Origin of the sequence: Bradyrhizobium sp. SZCCHNR1015 (assembly GCF_032489875.1) — a bacterium.
GTDB lineage: Bacteria > Pseudomonadota > Alphaproteobacteria > Rhizobiales > Xanthobacteraceae > Bradyrhizobium.
The window spans coordinates 72,677-91,284 of record NZ_JAUEYW010000013.1 but is presented as its reverse complement, the minus strand read 5'-3'; the positions used below and the strand labels follow the sequence as shown (position 1 = coordinate 91,284).

At 66.7% G+C, this 18,608-nt stretch carries 17 protein-coding genes and 1 pseudogene; 7 read left to right on the top strand and 11 right to left on the bottom strand.

The window, feature by feature from the left end; genetic code table 11:
• Positions 1–188 precede the first annotated feature (188 nt).
• From rimM to ffh, 3 genes are all read right to left on the bottom strand, one after another.
• Positions 189–785 (bottom strand): ribosome maturation factor RimM, encoded by a 597-nt coding sequence (rimM, locus tag QX128_RS22265; protein WP_316238533.1) that lies wholly within the window; start codon positions 783–785, stop codon positions 189–191.
• 127 nt (positions 786–912) lie between these two features.
• Positions 913–1,245, bottom strand: a complete 333-nt coding sequence (rpsP, locus tag QX128_RS22260) for a 30S ribosomal protein S16 (protein ID WP_008964221.1) — start codon at positions 1,243–1,245, stop codon at positions 913–915.
• A 138-nt stretch (positions 1,246–1,383) separates the two neighbouring features.
• Entirely contained in the window at positions 1,384–2,931 is a 1,548-nt protein-coding gene (ffh, locus tag QX128_RS22255; RefSeq protein ID WP_315800724.1) for a signal recognition particle protein, read from the bottom strand.
• A 337-nt stretch (positions 2,932–3,268) separates the two neighbouring features.
• Here ffh and QX128_RS22250 point away from each other — a divergent pair, with 337 nt between their 5' ends.
• Positions 3,269–4,261, top strand: a complete 993-nt coding sequence (locus tag QX128_RS22250) for an MBL fold metallo-hydrolase (RefSeq protein WP_316238532.1) — start codon at positions 3,269–3,271, stop codon at positions 4,259–4,261.
• Positions 4,262–4,458: 197 nt separating this feature from the next.
• Here the strand turns inward: QX128_RS22250 and QX128_RS22245 are convergent, their stop codons facing one another.
• Together QX128_RS22245 and QX128_RS22240 are read right to left on the bottom strand one after the other, a co-directional pair.
• Positions 4,459–5,169 (bottom strand): SIMPL domain-containing protein, encoded by a 711-nt coding sequence (locus QX128_RS22245; RefSeq protein WP_315800722.1) that lies wholly within the window; start codon positions 5,167–5,169, stop codon positions 4,459–4,461.
• A 5-nt stretch (positions 5,170–5,174) separates the two neighbouring features.
• Positions 5,175–5,945, bottom strand: coding sequence for a GyrI-like domain-containing protein (locus QX128_RS22240; RefSeq protein ID WP_315800721.1), 771 nt, complete (start codon positions 5,943–5,945; stop codon positions 5,175–5,177).
• Between the two features lie 170 nt (positions 5,946–6,115).
• Between QX128_RS22240 and dapF the strand changes: the two genes are divergently transcribed.
• Together dapF and mtaB are read left to right on the top strand one after the other, a co-directional pair.
• Positions 6,116–6,982, top strand: coding sequence for a diaminopimelate epimerase (gene dapF, locus QX128_RS22235; RefSeq protein ID WP_316238531.1), 867 nt, complete (start codon positions 6,116–6,118; stop codon positions 6,980–6,982).
• Positions 6,979–8,268: pseudogene (gene mtaB / locus QX128_RS22230) on the top strand (tRNA (N(6)-L-threonylcarbamoyladenosine(37)-C(2))-methylthiotransferase MtaB); the annotation flags it as partial. The gene dapF and the pseudogene mtaB, both read left to right, overlap by 4 nt.
• Positions 8,269–8,393: 125 nt before the next feature.
• Here mtaB and QX128_RS22225 read toward each other — a convergent pair.
• Complete coding sequence (locus QX128_RS22225) at positions 8,394–9,290, bottom strand: RNA pseudouridine synthase (RefSeq protein ID WP_316180306.1); 897 nt, start codon at positions 9,288–9,290, stop codon at positions 8,394–8,396.
• A gap of 59 nt (positions 9,291–9,349) precedes the next feature.
• On the opposite strand from QX128_RS22225, the gene ftsY reads away from it, so the two are divergent.
• Positions 9,350–10,297, top strand: coding sequence for a signal recognition particle-docking protein FtsY (gene ftsY, locus QX128_RS22220; protein ID WP_316238530.1), 948 nt, complete (start codon positions 9,350–9,352; stop codon positions 10,295–10,297).
• An 85-nt stretch (positions 10,298–10,382) separates the two neighbouring features.
• Positions 10,383–10,985, top strand: a complete 603-nt coding sequence (locus QX128_RS22215) for a septation protein A (RefSeq protein WP_315800716.1) — start codon at positions 10,383–10,385, stop codon at positions 10,983–10,985.
• Positions 10,986–11,200: 215 nt separating this feature from the next.
• Here the strand turns inward: QX128_RS22215 and QX128_RS22210 are convergent, their stop codons facing one another.
• From QX128_RS22210 to ccmA, 5 genes are all read right to left on the bottom strand, one after another.
• Positions 11,201–11,791 carry a DsbE family thiol:disulfide interchange protein gene (locus QX128_RS22210; RefSeq protein ID WP_315800715.1) on the bottom strand — a complete coding sequence of 197 codons (591 nt, stop codon included), beginning with the start codon at positions 11,789–11,791 and terminating at the stop codon, positions 11,201–11,203.
• Positions 11,788–11,967: a heme exporter protein CcmD gene (gene ccmD, locus QX128_RS22205; protein WP_315715913.1), complete on the bottom strand. Its 180-nt coding sequence runs from the start codon at positions 11,965–11,967 to the stop codon at positions 11,788–11,790. Before ccmD ends, QX128_RS22210 begins: the two co-directional genes overlap by 4 nt.
• A 1-nt stretch (position 11,968) precedes the next feature.
• The gene (locus QX128_RS22200) at positions 11,969–12,745 is read right to left on the bottom strand and encodes a heme ABC transporter permease (RefSeq protein ID WP_315800714.1); all 777 of its coding nucleotides are present in this window, start codon (positions 12,743–12,745) and stop codon (positions 11,969–11,971) included.
• 93 nt (positions 12,746–12,838) lie between these two features.
• Positions 12,839–13,507, bottom strand: a complete 669-nt coding sequence (ccmB, locus tag QX128_RS22195; protein WP_315740697.1) for a heme exporter protein CcmB — start codon at positions 13,505–13,507, stop codon at positions 12,839–12,841.
• Positions 13,508–13,820: 313 nt separating this feature from the next.
• Complete coding sequence (gene ccmA, locus QX128_RS22190) at positions 13,821–14,450, bottom strand: heme ABC exporter ATP-binding protein CcmA (protein ID WP_316180309.1); 630 nt, start codon at positions 14,448–14,450, stop codon at positions 13,821–13,823.
• Between the two features lie 223 nt (positions 14,451–14,673).
• Here ccmA and acnA point away from each other — a divergent pair, with 223 nt between their 5' ends.
• Positions 14,674–17,394, top strand: coding sequence for an aconitate hydratase AcnA (gene acnA / locus QX128_RS22185; RefSeq protein ID WP_316238529.1), 2,721 nt, complete (start codon positions 14,674–14,676; stop codon positions 17,392–17,394).
• 188 nt (positions 17,395–17,582) lie between these two features.
• A complete protein-coding gene (locus QX128_RS22180) occupies positions 17,583–18,365 on the top strand; it encodes a DUF1223 domain-containing protein (protein WP_315800925.1) in 783 nt (260 codons plus the stop codon).
• Positions 18,366–18,608: the final 243 nt, after the last annotated feature.

The following is an 18,608-nucleotide window of genomic DNA, read 5'->3' as shown; positions in this document are numbered from 1 at the left end:
GAAGCAAGATCGAGCCCCGATCGCTCAATGCGGCGCCGTCATCTCGCGGCTGATGCTCCACCACCGGTGTCGTCCCGGACAAGCCGTGACGCGCATCAGCGCGTCGCGGCGCCGATCCGGGACCCATACCGCGTGATGTTGGAAAGTGGCACGCGGCCAGTTCCGCGCAAGCCAATCGGCTGCGGTGGCTATGGATCCCCGCTTTCGCGGGGATGACGAGCTGAGTTTTGGGCGGCAGCATCGTCCTCAGCCGACGCCGTTTCATCGGCCGAAGCTCGATCCTCGCCGTCAATCTCGGCCGGCAACTCGATGATCACCCGGCCGCCTGCCAGATCGACCGTCGGCACCACCGCATTGGTGAACGGCAGCATCAGCGTGCTCCCGGAGGGCGGAGCGATCTCGATGATGTCGCCGGCGCCGAAATTATGGACGGCGAGCACGCGGCCGAGCGGGGCGCCTGAGGTGGTCTCGGCGGCCAAGCCGATCAGGTCGGCGTGGTAGTATTCGTCGTCATCGGTCTCGGGCAGGCGCTCACGCGGCACATAGAGCTCGAGCCCGTTGAGCCGTTCGGCCGCATTGCGGTCCGTGACGCCCTTGATCGCGGCGACCAGATGATCCTTGGCCTCGCGCGCCTTCGCGACCTCGAACGATCGGCTGCCGTCCTTGGTCGTGAGCGGACCGAAATGCAGCACGGCCAGCGGATCCTCGGTGAAGGTCCATAAGCGGACCTCGCCGCGCACGCCGTGCGCGGCGCCGATCCTGGCGACGCAGATGAGCTTGGACATCAGCGGGCCTCGTCCTTCGAGACGCGCGCAACGGCGCGCTCCTCAGGACGAGGAGCGATCACCTCATGCTGAAGAGCACGGCGAAAGCCGTGCGTCTCGAAGCATGAGGCCTCGCGCAGCAAGAGGCTTAGCCCTTTGCGGCGGCTTCGGCCTGGGCCTTGCGCTCCTTGCGCGGCACGGCCTTGATCGGGTTCTGGCGGGCTTCGCGCTTCTTGACGCCGGCGGCATCGAGGAAGCGGGCGACGCGGTCGGACGGCTGCGCGCCCTTGGCGAGCCAGCCCTTCACCTTCTCCATGTCGAGCTTGAGGCGCGCCTCGTTGTCCTTCGGCATCAGCGGATTGAAGTAGCCGAGGCGCTCGATGAAACGGCCGTCACGCGGGAAGCGCGAGTCGGCGACGACGACGTGATAGACCGGGCGCTTCTTGGTGCCGGCACGGGCGAGACGAATGACGACGGACATGAAAGTTCTCCTTAGGTGTCGATGTCTTGATACGAAGTTGGATGGGTCGTCATTGCGAGCGAAGCGAAGCAATCCAGAGCGGCGTGCGCGACTCTGGATTGCTTCGTCGCTTCGCTCCTCGCAATGACGGGAGTGAGGTCATTTCTTCTTCCCCGGAGGCAGGCCGAGACCCGGCAGGGTCGGCTTGCCGCTGAGACCGGTGAGGCCCGGAAGATTGGGCAAGCCGCCGCGCAGGCCAGCGGGAAGATCCTTCGGCAAATTCGGCAGGCCGCCGGGCATGCCGCCCGGCATCTTCTCGGCCATCGCCTTGAGCTGCTCCGGCGAGGGCATGCCGCCACCGCCGCCAAAACCCATCGCCTGGGCGATGCCGGCGAGCGGGCCGCGCTTGCCGGAGCCCATGGCCTTCATCACGTCGGCCATGTTCCGGTGCATCTTCAAGAGCTTGTTGACGTGCTCGACGCTCTGGCCGGAGCCCGCGGCGATGCGCTTCTTGCGGCTCGCCTTCAGCAGGTCGGGATGCTTGCGTTCCTCGCGGGTCATCGAATCGATGATCGCGACCTGCCGCTTGAGGATCTTGTCGTCGATCCCGGCGGCCGCGATCTGGTTCTTCATCTTGGAGATGCCGGGCATCATGCCCATGAGCCCGCTGATGCCGCCCATCTGCGACATCTGCAAGAGCTGCTCGCGCATGTCGTTGAGGTCGAACTGACCCTTGCGCATCTTCTCGGCGGCGCGCGCGGCCTTCTCGGCGTCGATGTTCGCCGCGGCTTTCTCGACCAGCGAGACGATGTCGCCCATGCCGAGGATGCGGCCGGCGATGCGCGAGGGATAGAAGTCCTCCAGCGCGTCGGTCTTTTCGCCGGTGCCGAGCAGCTTGATCGGCTTGCCGGTGACCGCGCGCATCGACAGCGCGGCGCCGCCGCGGCCGTCGCCGTCGATACGGGTCAGCGCGATGCCGGTGAGGCCGACGCGCTGGTCGAACGAGCGGGCGAGATTGACGGCGTCCTGGCCGGTCAGCGAATCCGCGACCAGCAGGATCTCGTGCGGGTTGGCGACCGCCTTGATCTCGGCGGCCTCCTTCATCATGTCCTCGTCCAGCGTGGTGCGGCCGGCGGTGTCGAGCAGCACCACGTCATAGCCGCCGAGCTTGGCGGCCTCGATGGCGCGGCGTGCGATCTGCGGCGGCATCTGGCCGGCGACGATCGGCAGGGTCGGAATGTCCAGGTCGCGGCCGAGCACCGCGAGCTGCTCCATGGCGGCCGGACGGTAGACGTCGAGCGAGGCCATCAGCACCTTGCGCTTGTCGCGCTGAACCATGCGCCGGGCGAGCTTGGCAGTGGTGGTGGTCTTGCCCGAGCCCTGCAGGCCGACCATCATGATCGGCACTGGCGGCACGGCATTGAGGTCGATGGTCTGGCCGTCGTCGCCGAGCGTCTTGACCAGCTCGTCATGGACGATCTTCACGACCATCTGGCCGGGGGTGACCGACTTGACCACGGTGGCGCCGATCGCCTGCTCGCGCACGCGCTCGGTGAAGCTGCGGACAACCTCCAGTGCGACGTCGGCCTCGAGCAGCGCCCGGCGGACCTCGCGCATCGCGGCGTCGACATCGGCTTCCGAGAGCGAACCACGCCCCGTCAGCCGATCGAGAATGCCGCCAAGCCTTTCCGACAGATTGTCGAACAATGCCGTATCCTTTGCCCTTGCCGGGCGCTCGCTTCATTGCCGCCCGTCATCGCCGCGTGCTGCGGCCTATGACGACCATATAGGCCTCGGCAGATCGGCCGAAACCGTCAGTCCAAACACGTTTGCGCCCGAGGGCGCACAGCGCTGTCGGGCGGTGACCTCCGGCCTCCAGGGCCGGGCGGTGGCTCGAAAAGACGAAACTTTCCGAAATTCGGCCGGGTTAAACCCTCCGCAGCCGCAAAAGTCAAGGAAACTTGCTTCGCGCCGTCCCGTTGCCGGACCCTGTGCGGCCGCTTACTTCTTCAGCCAGTTCAGCTTTGCCTTCGCGAGGACGACCTTGTTGCGCCGTTCCAGGACCTATTCCGGCCCCGTCACCGACCATTTCGACGGCAAGCGCTTCTACGATCCCGACGGCGTTCCGCCCAAATCCCTCTCCCAGGTGCTGCGCTGGCAGTTCGACCGCAACGGCAAGCGTTCCCGCTGGCCGGCCTGGGCGCCGAGCCCGCATGCCGACGCGCCGCCGCACCGGATCGACGGCGAGGCGGTGCGGCTGTCCTTCATCGGCCATGCCAGCTGGCTGGTCCAGACGGGCGGGCTCAACATCCTGGTCGATCCTGTCTGGTCGGAGCGGGTCTCGCCGTTGTCCTTCGCCGGCCCGCGACGCCACAATGATCCCGGCATCGCCTTCGAGGCGTTGCCGCACATCGATGTCGTGCTGGTCTCGCACGGGCACTACGACCATCTCGATATCCGGACCTTGTCGAAGCTGACCGCGCGATTTTCGCCGCGGGTGGTCACACCGCTCGGCAACGACCTCACGATGATCGACGCCGACTCCAAGATCCGCGCAGAGGCCTATGACTGGCACGATCGCGTGACCTTGAACGAGGAGGTCGCGGTGACGCTAGTGCCGACGCGGCACTGGACGGCGCGCGGCCTGTTCGACCGCAACAAGGCATTGTGGGCAAGCTTCGTGCTGGAGACGCCGCGCGGCCGGCTCTACATCGTCTGCGATTCCGGTTACGGCACGGGCAAGCATTTCCGCCGCGTTGCGGAGCAGCACGCGCCGATCAGGCTGGCGATCCTGCCGATCGGCGCCTACGAGCCGCGCTGGTTCATGCGCGACCAGCACATGAACCCGGAGGATGCCGTGCAGGCGCTGCAGGATTGCGGCGCGGAAGCCGCGCTGGCGCATCACCACGGCACGTTCCAGCTGACCGACGAGGCGATCGACGCGCCCGTCCACGCCCTGCACGCTGCGCTCGATTCGGCCGGCATCCCACGCGAGCGTTTTGGCGTGCTGAAGCCGGGGCAAGTGGTGGAGATTTAGTCCGCTGCCGCAACAACAATGGTGTCGTCCCGGCCTTGAGCCGGGACCCATAACCACCGAATCAAGTCTTGCGAAGGCCGGCAGCTCCATCTCGCGCGATAACATCCGCCGCGGCGTATGGGTCCCGGCTCAAGGCCGGGACGACACTGAGTTTGTCGTGGCCGCGTCGCGTCTCACAGTATGAGACAGACTTATACCTACTGCGCCGGCTTGATCGCCCAGGTCACGTTGACCGTGATCGACAGCGTCTCCTCGCCCTGTGCCACCGGTGTCGGCGTCGCGGCCATCGGCGCGGCGAAGGTCTTGGCGCGGAACACCGGCGCCGGAGCGCCGTCCTCGGCGATGTTGAGCGGCTGGCCGAGCGTCACGCCAGCGGCCTTGGCGTAGATCTCGGCCTTGCGGCGCGCGTCGGCGACGGCTTTCTCGCGCGCCTGGTCGAGCAGCTTGGACGGCTCGGCGACGCTGAAATAGATGTTGCCGACGTCGTTGGCGCCGGCGCCGACCAGCGTGTCGATGACGCTGGCGACCTTGGCGACATCGTGCACCTTGATGGTGACGCGGTTCGAGGCGCGATAGCCGGTCACGGCCGGCTGGCCCGGCCGGTTCTGCGCATATTGCGGCTGAATCGACAGCCGCGACGTCTGATAGTCCTTGTCGGCGATCCCCGCGCTCTTCAGCGCCTGGAGCACCTTGGCCATCGCGGCATTGTTGGCCTCGGCGGCCTCGCGCGCCGTCTTCGCATCCGACGCCACCCCGGCGTCGATCTGCGCCAGATCCGGCGGCGCCGTCACGCTGGCCTCGCCGCTGACGGTGATTGCCGGGGTGTCCTGGCGCGCGATGTCGTCCGCCAGCGCCGGCAGTGTCGTAGCGGCCGCCAGTGCGGCAACAAACATCGATCTGATCATCATGGTGCTCACTTCAGCGGCACGTAGACGTTGATGACGAGCTTGTCCTCGGCCGTCTTCAAGGGGTCGGTCAAATACTCCTCGATGAAGGTGTCCTTGGCCTCCAGCCGGCGCTCATCAAGGTGGTTGGTGATCGCCTCGTAGGTGTTGTCCATGTTGTCGTAGGAGCCGCGATGGACGAACTTCAGCGCTTTGCCCTCGGGCGACTGGCCGATGCTCATGCCCTTGCCGAGCGTCTTCGGCTCCTGCTCGATCGGCATCTCGGCCAGGAAGGTGAAGCCGGTGTCGTCGGTCGAGGTGTAGACGATCATGCCGTTGCCGGCGGGCTTGATGCCCTGCTTGTCCAGCGTGGCCGACAGCGACTTGAAGGAGTCGATCAGCGTATCGAATGCGTTGTCCCAATTGGCGGTGCCCTTGACGAGGACAACCTTCTTCGCCTCGAGCTTGATCTCGTCACCGAAGGCGTCGCCCGCCTGGGCCGGCGCCGCGGCCGGCGGCGGCGTGGCGGGGGACTGGGCCGCGGTCGGAGATGACGACGGCGCGGGGCTCGCGCTGGCGGCCGGCGTCGGGCTGGTCGCGGGCGCGGGACTGGCCGACGCGGCAGGTGCAGGAGAGGCCGGTGCCGAGGGAGCCGGTAGCACGCTCGGGGCTGGCGCAGGCGTGGCCGATGCCGCCGGAGCCGGCGAGGCCGACGGCGCCTGGGCCCGGGCGGGCGTGCCGCCGAGCAGGAGCGCGACCGAGCTCACGGCCAGAACGAGGCGGAAAGTGCTGAGATTCATTCGACTATTCTCCAGTGGCCGTGCTGCTTTGCCCGGTTCGTGCCGGCGAATGAACCGGTCCTAACATGCTCGGCGGCGCGGCGTCCCATGACAGATGCGTCATGTCGCTCTGCAGGCTGGTCAATGCCGCGCCATTCGCCATATAAGGCGGACACAATTTGGATATTTTCATGAGCGCGCTGGCCAACCACAGCTTCGTCAAGATGAACGGGATCGGCAACGAGATCGTCGTGGTCGATCTTCGCGACGTGAAGCATGTCGTCACGCCGGACGAGGCGCGGGCGGTGGCATCCCGCGTGCCCTACGACCAGCTGATGGTGCTGCAGCCGCCGCGGCTCGACGGCACCGAAGCGTTCATCCGCATCTACAACAATGACGGCTCGGAGTCTGGCGCCTGCGGCAACGGCATGCGCTGCGTGGTGCGCCATGTGTTCGGCAAGACCGGCCAGACCAGCGCGACGTTCGAGACCCGCGCCGGACTGCTGAACTGCTGGCAGGGCCCGGCGCCCGACCTCTACACCGTCGACATGGGCGTGCCGAAGTTCGGCTGGCAGGAGATTCCTCTCGCCGAGGAATTCCGCGACACCCGCTACATCGAGCTGCAGATCGGCCCGATCGACGCCCCGATCCTGCATTCGCCGTCGGTCGTCAACATGGGCAACCCGCACGCGGTGTTCTGGGTCGAGGACATCAACGCCTATGATCTGGAGCGCTTCGGGCCGCTGCTGGAAAACCACCCGATCTTCCCAGAGCGTGCCAACATCACGCTGGCCCACATCGTCGACCGCGACCACATCACGATGCGGACCTGGGAGCGCGGCGCCGGGCTGACCAGGGCCTGCGGCTCGGCGGCGTGCGCGACCGCGGTCGCGGCGGCCCGTCTGAAGCGCGCCAACCGGATCGTGCAGATGACGCTGCCCGGCGGCGAGCTGACGATCGAGTGGCGCGAGCGCGACGATCACGTGCTGATGACCGGGACCGCGACCTTCGAATATGAGGGTCGGTTCGAGCCAGAGCTGTTCGCCAGCGTCGCATGAGCGTCGATGTCGTCACCTTCGGCTGCCGGCTCAACGCGTTCGAATCCGAGCTGATCGCGAAGCATGCCGAAGCGGCCGGCGCCGACGACACCATCGTCGTCAACAGCTGCGCCGTCACCAACGAAGCCGTGGCGCAGGCGCGACAATCGATCCGCAAGCTGAAGCGCGAGCGCCCCGCGGCGCGCATCGTCGTGACCGGCTGTGCGGCGCAGACGCAGGCTGGCATGTTCGCTGCCATGCCCGAGGTCGACCGCGTCATCGGCAATGACGACAAGCTGCGGCCCGATGCGTGGCGCGCGACGGCGCAGGCGCTGGCCTCGCCACGATTCGGCATCGAGGCTTTCGAGAAGGTCGCTGTCTCCGACATCATGGCGGTGACGGAGATGGCGCCGCATCTCGTCGACGGCTTCCAGCGCGGCCTGCCGCGGGTGTTCGTCCAGGTCCAGAACGGCTGCGACCATCGCTGCACCTTCTGCATCATCCCGTTCGGCCGTGGCAATTCGCGCTCGGTGCCGATGGGCGCCGTGGTCGACCAAGTGCGGACGCTCGTCGAGCGCGGCCATGCCGAGATCGTGTTGACCGGCGTCGACCTGACGAGCTACGGCGCGGATCTGCCGGCGACGCCGAAGCTCGGCAGATTGGTCAAGCAGATCTTGCGCCACGTGCCCGAGCTGCAGCGTCTACGCATCTCCTCGATCGATTCGATCGAGGCCGATGCCGACCTGCTCGATGCGCTCGCGGATGACGCCAGGCTGATGCCGCATCTGCATCTGTCGCTGCAGGCCGGCGACGATCTGCTCCTGAAGCGCATGAAGCGGCGACATTCGCGCGCCGACGCGATCGCGTTCTGTGACCAAGTGCGGCGGCTGCGTCCGGATATCTCGCTCGGCGCCGATCTGATTGCGGGATTTCCGACCGAGACCGAGGAGATGTTCTCGCGCTCGATCGACCTGGTCGAGGAATGCGGCCTGACGTTTCTGCACGTGTTTCCGTATTCGCTGCGCCCGGGCACGCCGGCGGCGCGCATGCCGCAGGTGGATGGCGCCGTCATCCGCGATCGCGCCAAGAGGCTGCGGGCCGCGGGAGAGGCGGCGTTGCTGCGGCGTCTGGATGCCGAGATCGGCAGCGAGCGCGAGGTGCTGATCGAGAGCGAGACGCTGGGGCGGACGGAGCACTATCTGCCGGCGGCCGTCCGCGGCGCTGTGCCGGGGACGGTGCAGCGGTTGATGATCGTCGGGCATGATGGCGCGAGGCTGTTAGTCCAGGACTCCGTCATGCCCGGGCTTGACCCGCCTGCGCGCGGCCGTAGCCGCTTCGGGGCGGCGAAGGCCCGGACATCCACGCCGCCTTGGGCAACTGAGACGTGGATGGCCGGGACAAGCCCGGCCATGACGAGTGGAGAGAGACGGGCTCACTCCCCGTTCCACCCGCACAGTCGCAGCCGCTCATGCATGTGCAGCGGCGCTGGTGCGACGACCTGCACCGGGGGCTTGTTCTTCGACAGCGGGATCGAAATCTCCCGCGCATGCAGATGCAGCCGCGGCTCGCCGAAGCGCGGCCCGTTGCCGTAGATGTTGTCGCCGACGATCGGCCAGCCGGATGCGGCGGAGTGCACGCGCAGTTGATGCGTGCGGCCGGTGACCGGTTCCATGGCGAGCCAAGTGAGCTTGGGTGTCTTGGTGGATTGAGGTTCGCTCTCTCCCCCGGCACCCTGCGCTCCCTCCCCCCTTGTGGGGGAGGGTTGGGGAGGGGGGTGGCTCCGGGCGACACTGCCCGTGGGGACCCCCGCCCCCGACCCCTCCCCGCGAGGGGGAGGGGAGTCGGTGTCGCAAGTCGAGATCGAGATCTGAGGTGGGGGAGTGAGAGAATATGACCTCCCCAACACCCGCCATTTCGTCACTGCCGGCTGGCCCTGCGGGTCCGGTTTCTGCCACCAGCCGCGTTCGGCGTTTAGCTTGCCGAGCGGGAGCTCGATCACGCCCTCGTCAGCGTCGGGCCCGCCTTCGACGACAGCCCAATAGGTTTTCGAAATCTTGCCATGCTTGAACAAAAGCCCGAGCGACGCCGTTGCCTTGCGATGACGGCCGAGCACGAGACATCCGGAGGTTTCCTTGTCGAGCCGATGCGCGAGCACCGGCGGGCGCGGCAGGCCGAAGCGCAGCGCGTCGAACGAGGCTTCGAGGTTCGGCCCGCCCTTCGGTCCCTTGTGTACGGGAATGCCGGCCGGCTTGTCGATCACCAGCATCAGCCCGTCGCGGTGGAGCACGCGGGCGAGCATCTCCTCGTCGGTGGGTTGGTTAATGTCCATGGAAACCGTAACGCGGGTGTGAGCTTTCGTTTGCGAATGGAAAGGGCTAACACCACGCCATGAACGATACCACCTCCGAAACACCCAAGCTGTCGTGGTGGCGGCGACTGTCGGCCGGACTGAAGCGCACCTCCGGCGCGCTCGGTACGGCCGTGGCCGATCTCGTCACCAAGCGCAAGCTCGACCGCGCGATGCTCGACGACATCGAGGAGGTGCTGCTGCGCGCCGATCTCGGCACCCAGGTGGCGGCGCGGATCGCGGAAGCCGTAGGCCACGGCCGCTACGACAAGGCGATCAGTGCCGACGAGGTCAAGGCGGTGGTCGCGACCGAGGTCGAGAAGGTGCTGTCGCCGGTGGCGAAGCCGCTCACGATCGACGCTGGCCACAAGCCGTTCGTCATTCTCGTCGTCGGCGTCAACGGCTCCGGCAAGACGACCACGATCGGCAAGCTGGCGCAGAAATTTGCCTCCGAAGGCAAGCAGGTGATGCTGGCCGCGGGCGATACCTTCCGCGCCGCCGCGATCGAGCAGCTCAAGGTGTGGGGCGAGCGCACCAGGGCGCCGGTCGTCGCCGGCGCGCAAGGCTCTGATTCCGCGAGCCTGGCGTTCAACGCCATCACCGCGGCCAAGGAGCAGGGCCGCGACATCCTGCTGATCGACACCGCCGGCCGGCTGCAGAACAAGGCCGAGCTGATGAACGAGCTCGAGAAGGTGGTGCGTGTCATTCGCAAGGTCGACACCTCGGCGCCGCATGCGGTGCTGCTCGTGCTCGACGCGACGGTGGGACAAAATGCGCTGTCGCAGGTCGAGGCGTTTCATCGTACGGCAGGCGTCACCGGCCTCGTGATGACCAAGCTCGACGGCACGGCGCGCGGCGGCATCCTCGTGGCGCTGTCGGAGAAGTTCAAGCTGCCGGTGCACTTCATCGGCGTCGGCGAGGGGGTCGAGGATCTCTCACCGTTCGCCGCGAGAGATTTTGCGCGGGCGATCGCCGGCATCGAGGATTGACGTCGCCACGCCCGGGCTCCGGCCCACCGCCAGATCGAGACGACCGGATCAACCGCTGCCGTGGCTGCAGCCAACAGGATATGGAATGGACAAGACCCAGCCGCACCCGCTGTTCAAGCTCGCGACCGAGCTCGGTCCGCTGATCATCTTCTTCGTGGTCAATGCCAAGTTCAACCTGTTCGCGGCGACCGGCGCGTTCATGGTCGCGATCATTGCGGCGCTGATCGCGTCCTACGTGGTGACGCGGCACGTCCCGCTGATGGCGCTGGTGACCGCCGTCGTCGTCATCGTGTTCGGCACGCTGACCCTGGTGCTGCACGACGAGACCTTCATCAAGGTCAAGCCCACCATCATCTACGGGCTGTTCGCGGCCGTGCTCGGTGGCGGGCTCTTGTTCAATCGCTCCTTCATCGCGATCATGTTCGATCAGATGTTCAATCTGACGCCCGCGGGCTGGCGCATCCTGACGTTTCGCTGGGCGCTGTTCTTCGCCGCGATGGCGGTGCTGAACGAGATCGTCTGGCGCACGCAGAGCACCGATTTCTGGGTCGGCTTCAAGGCGTTCGGTGTCGTGCCGCTGACCATGATCTTCGCCATCGCCCAGATGCCGCTGATCAAGCGCTACCACCTCGACCCGGCCTCGTTGGAAGCCAGCGACGCCGCGGAAGGGGATGTGAGCAAGGGGTAGTTGCGGCAAACTCTGCTGTCGTCCCGGCCTTGAGCCGGGACCCAGAACCACAGGCTTGAGTTTGGGGCAGGCGCGTCGTTAACATCTTGCCCACCACGACGGCCGCGGAGTATGGGTCCCGGCTCAAGGCCGGGACGACACCGTGGGTCGTTGCGCGAGCTCGGCAGTCACGTCCACTTGCAACGACGAGAAACTAACGACTTGCCGACCGCGAACTAACTCCCTGCCTTCAGCGCCTTCTCGATTTCCGGCTTCAGCACGGCGTCGATGTTCTGCGCCGTGATCGGGCCGACCAGCTTGTAGACGATGGTGCCTTCGCGGCCGACGACAAAGGTCTCGGGCACGCCGTAGACGCCCCATTCGATGCCGGCGCGGCCGTTGCCGTCGACGCCGACGACGTCGTAAGGGTTGCCGTAGCGGCCGAGGAAGCGGCGGGCGTTGTCGGCGCCGTCCTTGTAGTTGATGCCGATGATCTGGAAGCGCTTGTCGCGGCCGAGTTCGACCAGCAGCGGCGCCTCGTCGTGGCAGGGCACGCACCACGATGCCCAGACGTTGACGATGCTGACCTTGCCCTTGAGCGCAGCCGGGTCGAGGCCGGGCACCGGCGTGCCGTCCTTCGCCAGCTCTGGCAGCGCCGGCAGCGGTGTGGCCGGCGCAGGGCGGCCGATCAGCGCGGAGGGAATCTGCGACGGATCGCCGTTGCCGAGGCGCGACCAGAACAGCGCCGCCAGCCCGAGGAACACCGCCAGCGGTAGCAGCATGAGGAATGAGCGGCGCCGCGGCGCCGGCTCTGTCGGTTCGGTCATTGGATGTCCGTCGCGGCGCGGCCGGAACGGCGGCTGATGCCGCTGTCCTCGAGCGCGCGCAGGCGCGCCTTCTGGGTGCGGTAGTCGATGGCGATCCAGCCGATCAGCAGCATCACGACCAGCGCCGCCGCAAGATAGGAGGTGGCGATGAAGGAGGTATAGGGGCCAAGGTCCATGTCAAGCCGCTCCCGCGATCCGGCCTGCCGCATCGTCGGCTGGTGCGGTCGTTGTGTAGGTGCGGGCCTGCATCATCTGCAGGCTGCGGACACGCCGGCGCAGGATCTCGTTGCGCATCGCGGCGACGTGCAGCGTCACGAACAGGAAGGTGAAGCCGACGGCCATCACCAGCAGCGGGATCAGGAAGGCCTTGTCGAGCGCCGGACCGCCCATCCGCATCACCGACGCCGGTTGATGCAGCGTGTTCCACCAGTCGACTGAGAACTTGATGATCGGCAGGTTGATCGCGCCAACCAGCGTCAGCACCGCGGCGGCGCGTGCCGCGCGCGTGGGATCCTCGACCGCGCGCCACAGCGCCATCAGGCCGAGATACATCAAGAACAGGATCAGCACCGAGGTCAGCCGCGCGTCCCACTCCCAATAGGTGCCCCACATCGGCCGGCCCCACAGCGAGCCGGTGAGGAGCGCGAGGAACGTGAAGCTGGCGCCGATCGGGGCGGCGGCCTTGGCGGCGACGTCAGCGAGCGGATGCCGCCACACCAGGGTGCCGAGCGAGGCGATGCTCATGATGCTCCAGACGAACATCGACAGCCAGGCATTGGGCACGTGGATGAACATGATCTTGACGGTCGCGCCCTGCTGATAGTCGTCGGGCGCCACTGCGGAGAGGTACAGGCCGGCAGCCAGCAGCGCGGCCGTGACCAGCGCCAGCCACGGCAGCAGCCGCGCCGCCAGCGCAAGGAACCGAGTGGGATTGGCGAGGTCGATCAGCGACATGAGACCCTTGTTAACGGCGGACGCGGTTGCAGGCAATCAGCACGGCGTCGCTAGGTAAGAGTTGATCATGGTCAAACCCCGGCGGGCGGTGGGTCAATCCAGCCCGTTCCGCAAGCTTGTCGCAGCGGCGAACGGGCCGATCACGAAACTCACCAGCGACAATGCGCACAGGATCGAGAACGGCGCCCCGAACGGCAGCGGGCCGACGATGGCCGCCTGCGACGCCGCGACGCCGAAGATCAGCACGGGGATCGAAAGTGGCAGCACCAAGACCGCCAGCAGCAGCCCGCCGCGGTGCATGGTCACCGCCAGCGCGGCACCGATCATGCCGATGAAGGTCAGGGCAGGCGTGCCCGCCAATAACGTCAGCGCGACGGCGCCAGTCGCCGTGGCGTCGAGGTTGAGCAGCAGGCCGAGCACGGGCGTCGCGATCACCAGCGGCAGGCCGGCGGCGAGCCAGTGCGCCAGCGCCTTGGCGGCGCAGGCCAGCTCCAGCGGTGTCCGGCTCATCACGACCAGGTCGAGCGAGCCGTCCTCGTGGTCGGCGGTGAACAGCCGGTCCAGGGTGAGCAGGCTGGAGAGCAGGGCGCCGAGCCAGAGGATGGCGGGGCCGAGCCGGGTCAGCAGCGCCAGGTCGGGCCCTACCGCGAACGGCATCAGCACCACGACGGTGAGAAAGAACAGCACGCCGATCAACGCGCCGCCGCCGATGCGCAGCGCAATCCGGATGTCGCGGCGGATGAGGGCACCGAGGGCGGTCATGCGGGGAGGGCCTGGGCTGATGGCGCATTGCGCGGGAGTGAGCCGCGCTCCGACCGCCGGCACACTTCGTTCCCTCCCCCCTTGTGGGGGAGGGCTGGGGAGGGGGGTGGCTCCGGGCGAGACCGCCGGTGGGGACTCCTACCCCCGACCCCTGCCCGCAAGGGGGAGGGGGGCGCGCATCGATAGGATGGGTGGAGCGATGGGGTTGCGCTCAGTTCGATAGGCCACGTCGTATGGCACCCCCCTCCCTGACCCTCCCCCACAAGGAGGGAGGGAATGGAGGGGCCGGCGGGCGTCGTGAAGAAGGGGGGCATCATCCGATCGTTCCGATCCGCAACTCGCGCGTGTCGATGCCGAGCGGGCCGTGCGTCGCCGCGACGATCAGCCCACCCCCGGCGAGATGCTCCCGCATCAGCCCCGCGAACATCGCCTGTCCAGCGACGTCGAGCGCCGCGGTGGGTTCATCGAGCAGCCACAGCAGGCGGGGCACCGCGAGCAGGCGGGCCAGCGACAGACGGCGGCGCTGGCCGGCGGACAGATAGGCGGCGGGCAGGTCAATGGCGTGGGCGATGCCGACGGCCGCGAGGCAGTCGGAGATCGGCCGCGTGACGCCGCCGCCGAGAAAGTCGGCCCAGAAGGTCAGGTTTTCGCGCACGCTGAGCGACGGCTTCAGCGCGTCGCGGTGGCCGAGATAATGCGCCTGCTCGGGCACCGTCAGCTCGCTCTCACCGCCCTCGATGGCGATGGAGCCGCCCGCCGGGAGCAGCAGGCCGGCAATCAGCCGCAGCAGCGATGTCTTGCCCGCACCATTGTGTCCGGTCACTGCCAGCGCCTCGCCCGCGACTGCTTCGAAGGCCAGTCCTGCGAACACCTCGCGGCCGCCGCGCACGCATCTGACGTCGCGGCCGAACAGCTTCGGAGACAGTGTTGAAGTCGCCTGCATGGCCTGTCGTGAGCGCCCTTACGAAATTGATGGCTAGCGCGTGAGAATTTGTGGGTGATGCCACGTCGGGACTTGCTTGTCTCTGTGGCGGCGCAGTTAGAAAGCTTCTATAAGCCCGACCTTGATGCAGCACACAATCGTCCGCTGCAAGCCATCCGGCGCCTCGCGCTGACGGTTCTTAAATACCCCCTCCGGGTATGCAGATCAATTGGGATTTCCACGCATGACCTCGCTCGACAGCTTCAAGTGTCGCAAGACCCTCAAGGTCGGAACGAAGAGCTACATCTATTACAGCTTGCCCACAGCCGAGAAGAACGGTCTCAAGGACATCTCGAAGCTGCCGTACTCGATGAAGGTGCTGCTCGAGAATCTGCTGCGCAACGAGGATGGCCGTACCGTCACCAAGGACGACATCGTCGCGGTGTCGAAATGGCTGCGCAAGAAGTCGCTGGAGCACGAGATCGCTTTCCGCCCGGCACGCGTGCTGATGCAGGATTTCACCGGCGTCCCGGCTGTCGTCGACCTCGCGGCGATGCGCAACGCGATGCAGGCGCTCGGCGGCGATGCCGAGAAGATCAACCCGCTGGTGCCGGTCGATCTCGTCATCGATCACTCGGTGATCGTGAACTACTTCGGTGACAACAAGGCGTTCGGCAAGAACGTCGCCGAGGAGTACAAGCAGAACCAGGAGCGCTACGAATTCCTGAAGTGGGGCCAAAAGGCGTTCTCGAACTTCTCCGTCGTGCCGCCCGGCACCGGCATCTGCCACCAGGTCAATCTCGAGTATCTGGCGCAGACGGTCTGGACCAAGAAGGAGAAGATGACGATCGGCCGCACCAAGGGCACCTTCGAGGTCGCCTATCCGGATTCGCTGGTCGGCACCGATTCGCACACCACCATGGTCAACGGTCTGGCCGTGCTCGGCTGGGGCGTCGGCGGCATCGAGGCCGAGGCCTGCATGCTCGGCCAGCCGCTGTCGATGCTGCTGCCCGACGTCGTCGGCTTCAAGCTGACCGGCGCGCTGAAGGAAGGCGTCACCGCGACCGACCTCGTGCTGACCGTCACCCAGATGCTGCGCAAGCTCGGCGTGGTCGGCAAGTTCGTCGAGTTCTTCGGCCCCGGCCTCGACCATCTCTCGGTCGCCGACAAGTCGACCATCGCCAACATGGCTCCAGAATACGGCGCGACCTGCGGCTTCTTCCCGGTCGACACCGCGACGATCGATTATCTCAAGACCTCCGGCCGCAAGGCGCCGCGCGTCGCGCTGGTCGAGGCCTATGCCAAGGCGCAGGGCCTGTTCCGCACCGCCAAGTCGGCCGACCCGGTGTTCACACAGACGCTGACCCTCGATCTCGCCGACGTCGTGCCGTCGATGGCCGGTCCGAAGCGTCCCGAGGGCCGCATCGCGCTCCCCGCAGTCGCCGAAGGCTTCGCGACCGCGCTGGCCGGCGAGTACAAGAAGCCCGATGCGGCCGAGCAGCGCTTCCCGGTCGAGGGCAAAGACTTCGATATCGGCCATGGCGACGTCGTCATCGCCGCCATCACCTCCTGCACCAACACCTCGAACCCGAGCGTGCTGATCGGCGCCGGCCTCTTGGCCCGCAACGCCGCCGCCAAGGGCCTCAAGGCCAAGCCGTGGGTGAAGACCTCGCTCGCCCCGGGCAGTCAGGTGGTTGCTGAATACCTCGCGAACTCCGGCCTGCAGAAGGATCTCGACAAGGTCGGCTTCAATCTGGTCGGCTTCGGCTGCACCACCTGCATCGGCAATTCCGGCCCGCTGCCGGAGGAGATCTCGAAGTCGATCAACGACAATGGCGTCGTCGCGGCGGCCGTGCTGTCGGGCAACCGCAACTTCGAAGGCCGCGTCTCGCCGGACGTGCAGGCCAACTACCTGGCCTCGCCGCCGCTGGTCGTCGCCTATGCGCTGGCCGGCACCGTGACCAAGGACCTTGCGGTCGAGCCGATCGGCATCGGCAAGGACAAGAAGCCGGTCTACCTGAAGGACATCTGGCCGACGACCAAGGAGGTCAACGACTTCGTCAAGAAGTTCGTCAAGGCGTCGATCTTCAAGAAGCGCTACGCCGACGTGTTCAAGGGCGACACCAACTGGCGCAAGATCAAGACCGTCGAGAGCGAAACCTATCGCTGGAACATGTCGTCGACCTACGTGCAGAACCCGCCGTATTTCGAAGGCATGAAGAAGGAGCCGGAGCCGATCAAGGACATCGTCGAGGCCCGCGTGCTGGCGCTGTTCGGCGACAAGATCACGACCGATCACATCTCGCCGGCCGGTTCGATCAAGCTGACCTCGCCCGCCGGCAAGTTCCTCAGCGAGCACCAGGTTCGCCCGGCCGACTTCAACCAGTACGGCACCCGCCGCGGCAATCACGAGATCATGATGCGCGGCACCTTCGCCAACATCCGCATCAAGAACTTCATGCTCAAGGGCGCCGACGGCAACATCCCAGAGGGCGGTCTGACCAAGCACTGGCCCGACGGCGAGCAGATGTCGATCTACGACGCCGCGATGAAGTATCAGGAAGAGGGTGTGCCGCTGGTGGTGTTCGCCGGCGCCGAATACGGCAACGGCTCATCGCGCGACTGGGCCGCCAAAGGTACCCGGCTGCTCGGCGTCCGCGCCGTGATCTGCCAGAGCTTCGAGCGCATCCATCGCTCCAACCTGGTCGGTATGGGCGTGCTGCCGCTCACCTTCCAGGAAGGCACGTCCTGGTCCTCGCTCGGCCTCAAGGGCGACGAGAAGGTTACCATCAAGGGCCTGCAGGGCGACCTGAAGCCGCGCCAAACCCTGACCGCCGAGATCGTCTCGGCCGACGGTGCGGCGCGGCAGGTGCCGCTGCTCTGCCGGATCGATACGCTCGACGAGCTCGACTACTACCGCAACGGCGGCATCCTGCACTACGTGCTGCGCAAGCTCGCCGCTTAACCAAAGCGCGATGCGACAGTTTGGCTCACTCTGAAGTGAGTAGCGGGTGATGAAGGAGGCGGCCTATGACAAAGGCCGCCTCCTTTGCATTTTCGGTTTGTTAACTACGAGGACGGCATCGCGGATGCAGTGATGCGCAGGGCGCAGCGGACGGTGGTCCAGACGGGACAGTGGCGATGAGTGGACAGATGTCGTGGTGGTCGCGCGCAGCGCTGAGTGTCTGTGCGGTCATCGCTTTCGTCCGGCCAGCCGCATCCGATCCCCGTGCGGTGATCGAACTCTTCACCTCTCAAGGCTGTTCGTCCTGCCCGCCGGCTGACAAGATCCTCGGCGAGCTCGCCAGAGATCCTTCGGTCATCGCGTTGTCGCTGCCGATCGACTACTGGGACTATCTCGGCTGGAAGGACACGCTGGCCGACTCCCGCTTCACGGCCCGGCAGCGGGCCTATTCTCGTGCGCGCGGGGACCGCGAGGTCTATACGCCGCAGGCGGTGATCAACGGCTCTGTGCATGTGATCGGCAGCGACCGCGAGGCGATCGAAGGCGCGATCGAGGAAACCGTCCAGGGCGGCGCGGTGATGTCGGTGCCGGTGAGGCTGTCGGTTGACGGCCAGGAGCTCTCCGTCTCGGTCGCCGCGGCCAGCGAGCATGCGCCGCGCCGGCACGGCGAGGTCTGGGTCTGCTCGATCTCGCGGGTGGTCCCGATCTCGGTCGGGCGCGGCGAGAACAGCGGCCGCGACCTGACCTATTACAACGTCGTTCGCGGTCTCCAGAAGCTGGGTGACTGGACCGGGTCGCCGGTCAGCTGGAGCGTGCCGCTGGAGAAGATCGCCCGCGAGGGCGTCGATGGCACCGTCGTCTATGTGCAGGACGGCAGTCGCGACCGCCCTGGGCCGATGCTCGGCGCCGCCTTTTCCGAGTTGCCGTTGGGCGGACGGGCTTCAGCAACGGCGCGTGGTCCCGAGCGCTGATCTTCCGTCGTCCCGATCTTCGTTTTCGCTGACCTGCGTGAGGCGCGTCACGTCCGTGCGACGGCGCGCCGCGACATCTTCCGGCAGCTCACGCCAGAAAAGCAAAAGGACCAACTTGCGTTGGCCCTTTGCCTTACTTGTGAATAGACCCGATCCTGACGACCCCGGGGGGCTGGGGGCTGAGGAATCCGGAACCGAAAGGACCGGGCCAACGCACACGAATCTTATGCCGAAGGTCGGGGG

Excerpts from the sequence above, each read along its gene's own strand:
- rimM (WP_316238533.1), bottom strand. The coding sequence starts at position 785 with ATGTCCAAGCTCATCTGCGTCGCCAGGATCGGCGCCGCGCACGGCGTG.
- acnA (WP_316238529.1), top strand. The coding sequence starts at position 14,674 with ATGACCTCGCTCGACAGCTTCAAGTGTCGCAAGACCCTCAAGGTCGGA.
- QX128_RS22210 (WP_315800715.1), bottom strand. The coding sequence starts at position 11,791 with ATGACCGAACCGACAGAGCCGGCGCCGCGGCGCCGCTCATTCCTCATG.
- rpsP (WP_008964221.1), bottom strand. The coding sequence starts at position 1,245 with ATGTCCGTCGTCATTCGTCTCGCCCGTGCCGGCACCAAGAAGCGCCCG.
- QX128_RS22215 (WP_315800716.1), top strand. The coding sequence starts at position 10,383 with ATGGACAAGACCCAGCCGCACCCGCTGTTCAAGCTCGCGACCGAGCTC.
- ftsY (WP_316238530.1), top strand. The coding sequence starts at position 9,350 with ATGAACGATACCACCTCCGAAACACCCAAGCTGTCGTGGTGGCGGCGA.
- dapF (WP_316238531.1), top strand. The coding sequence starts at position 6,116 with ATGAGCGCGCTGGCCAACCACAGCTTCGTCAAGATGAACGGGATCGGC.
- ccmB (WP_315740697.1), bottom strand. The coding sequence starts at position 13,507 with ATGACCGCCCTCGGTGCCCTCATCCGCCGCGACATCCGGATTGCGCTG.
- QX128_RS22180 (WP_315800925.1), top strand. The coding sequence starts at position 17,583 with ATGTCGTGGTGGTCGCGCGCAGCGCTGAGTGTCTGTGCGGTCATCGCT.
- ccmA (WP_316180309.1), bottom strand. The coding sequence starts at position 14,450 with ATGCAGGCGACTTCAACACTGTCTCCGAAGCTGTTCGGCCGCGACGTC.
- QX128_RS22225 (WP_316180306.1), bottom strand. The coding sequence starts at position 9,290 with ATGGACATTAACCAACCCACCGACGAGGAGATGCTCGCCCGCGTGCTC.
- QX128_RS22245 (WP_315800722.1), bottom strand. The coding sequence starts at position 5,169 with ATGATGATCAGATCGATGTTTGTTGCCGCACTGGCGGCCGCTACGACA.
- QX128_RS22240 (WP_315800721.1), bottom strand. The coding sequence starts at position 5,945 with ATGAATCTCAGCACTTTCCGCCTCGTTCTGGCCGTGAGCTCGGTCGCG.
- ccmD (WP_315715913.1), bottom strand. The coding sequence starts at position 11,967 with ATGGACCTTGGCCCCTATACCTCCTTCATCGCCACCTCCTATCTTGCG.
- QX128_RS22200 (WP_315800714.1), bottom strand. The coding sequence starts at position 12,745 with ATGTCGCTGATCGACCTCGCCAATCCCACTCGGTTCCTTGCGCTGGCG.